This window comes from Bacteroides sp. D55t1_190419_B8 (genome assembly GCF_015558905.1).
Classification (GTDB): domain Bacteria; phylum Bacteroidota; class Bacteroidia; order Bacteroidales; family Bacteroidaceae; genus Bacteroides; species Bacteroides vicugnae.
Genome location: NZ_JADMOU010000066.1, coordinates 1 through 2,146 on the forward strand (window position 1 = coordinate 1; position 2,146 = coordinate 2,146).

Annotated in this window: 2 protein-coding genes; both read right to left on the bottom strand. The window is 43.9% G+C overall.

Going from position 1 to position 2,146, the window contains the following annotated elements:
- Positions 1-157: 157 nt before the first annotated feature.
- Positions 158-1,648, bottom strand: a complete 1,491-nt coding sequence (ltrA, locus tag I2I13_RS24345) for a group II intron reverse transcriptase/maturase (protein ID WP_195650757.1) — start codon at positions 1,646-1,648, stop codon at positions 158-160.
- Between the two features lie 232 nt (positions 1,649-1,880).
- Complete coding sequence (locus tag I2I13_RS24350) at positions 1,881-2,033, bottom strand: hypothetical protein (RefSeq protein WP_167511788.1); 153 nt, start codon at positions 2,031-2,033, stop codon at positions 1,881-1,883.
- Positions 2,034-2,146 lie beyond the last annotated feature (113 nt).

Here is a 2,146-nt window from a genome sequence, read left to right on the forward strand (position 1 = left end):
TGTTATGTAGGTCGGCGGCATTGCTGCCGCTTTCCCCATTAAGAACTGTACGTGCGACTTTCACCGCATACAGCTCCGATAATTCTAAATTTAATTCTCATAAAATTAAATCGGCTCATAATCATCTTGCGATGACTTGTTTCCGATAAAGTTTTCTTCACGCACGTTGACGGGCACTTTTGAGTTTCCGCCTTTCGAAGTATTCGTCCCATGATGGGTCGAACGGATTGGCCTCGCATCTTATCTTTGTGTGTCGCTTGATTGGAATTTCTGTCAGTTGCTGTAATGTGAACTTATCCTTTATTTCTCCACATACATATTCAAAACCGAAAATCCAATTTCTGCCACCTTTTCGGATAAAATACTTCTTCCTTATCCATTTCCTTGACTTGTCGGTATGTCTGCGATATGACCATCTTTTAAGTTGATTTATTAAGATATGGTCACATCGGCAGAACACCTCCTTTGATACCACATGGCTGTAGTAGTTACCCCATCCCTTTATTATAGGATTGAGTTTCTCTATCAGCTCCTGCTGGGATGATGCCTTACCTTTGGTCAGCACAACCTCATGCAGCTTGTCAGTGAAACGTTTCTGACTTTTCTTTGACGGCTTTATTAACAATGTGCCGTTGTACTTCCGGACATTGAAACCTAAAAAGTCAAATCCGTCACTGATATGTGTTATCAGTGTCTTCTCCTCGGATAGGGTAAGTCCTCTTTCCTTTAGAAAAACTGTCAACATTTCCTTTATTTCAAGTAACGTTTTCCTTTTGTCAGCAGTGACAATGAAGTCATCCGCATATCTTACGAGATTGACTTTGGGGCAGTAAAGTTTTCCATTGACATAACTTGCCTTGTACTTCTCTTTGAGCATCCTTTCCATGCCGTCAAGAGTTGCATTTGCAAGTGTCGGTGAAATAATGCCGCCCTGTGGTGTCCCTTCAATAGTCGGTTGAAGCAGTCTGTTGAATACAACTCCACTTTTCAGCCATTTTCTTAATATCTGCCTGTCGATTCGTACGTTATCGAGAAGCCATTCATGGCTGATATGGTCGAAGCAGCCTTTTATGTCTCCCTCCAATATCCATTCGGGAGAGCAATCCCTGCTTAGCCATCTGTGAAGCGCATCTATCGCATCTGCCGTACTTCTGAACTTTCTGAATCCGTAAGAGTTTGCATCCGCTTCACTTTCCGTTATGGGTTCCAATGCCATAAGATACAGTGCCTGCATGGCTCTGTCTTTCATGGTCGGTATTCCCAACGGTCTTGTCTTGCCGTTTGCCTTAGGTATGTTAACTCTTTTCAATGGGAGGGCTTTATATCCTCTCCGTGTCAAAGAACGTATAGCTTCTATTTTATTGGCATCGGTATCCCACTTTATGTGGTCAACCCCTGCCGTGCGTTTACCTTTATTGGAGGTCACTTTCCTTACTGCCAATGCCTTGGCTTCGAACGAAGTGACAAGCAGGTGCTGCAAGGCTTTAACCTTGTTGTACCTCTTTTCTTTATGAGCCTTTGCTATTCGGACTTGCAGCTTTCTGACCTTTCGTTCACATTTGGAGAAGTCAATGCTTTTCCATGTTGTGTTACGCTCGGCTGAAGATGCACACTCGGCTTTCGCCTTGCTCCTTTGCTGTTTCTTCATTTCGTTAAAGTTCTACAATCGTTTCACAAAGAATTACCCTGCGGAAGTCTGCCTGCTTTCGCATGAGGTGACGTTTAAACCTCTATCTTCCGCATTACACGGAAGCGTTCGCTTTCTCCGCAATCCTTTACCCGCACATCATTCGGCTTTTCTTGCGATTGGCTTACCTGCCCGATAAAGGACAGGAGAGATACGGGCTTACCAAGTTCCGTACAAGTAACTTACGACCGACTTAAAGTCCGCCCATCCACCGGCAGTGCTGCATCCGTGTAGTCCTGAAAAAGAGAGAACTATCCTGACTGCCCGCCATTTTGGCTATAGCTTGTAAATATCCGTAAGCTATTCTTTTGTTACGATGGTGCAGCGGTTCACATACGTTACTCATATCGGTCAGCCTAACAGCCTATACATTGGATATTTCTGCATAGAACCATATTGTCAAGAGGGCTTCGCACCAAACAATTACTCGTAAAGCACGCCTCTTTAGGCTACTGTTGA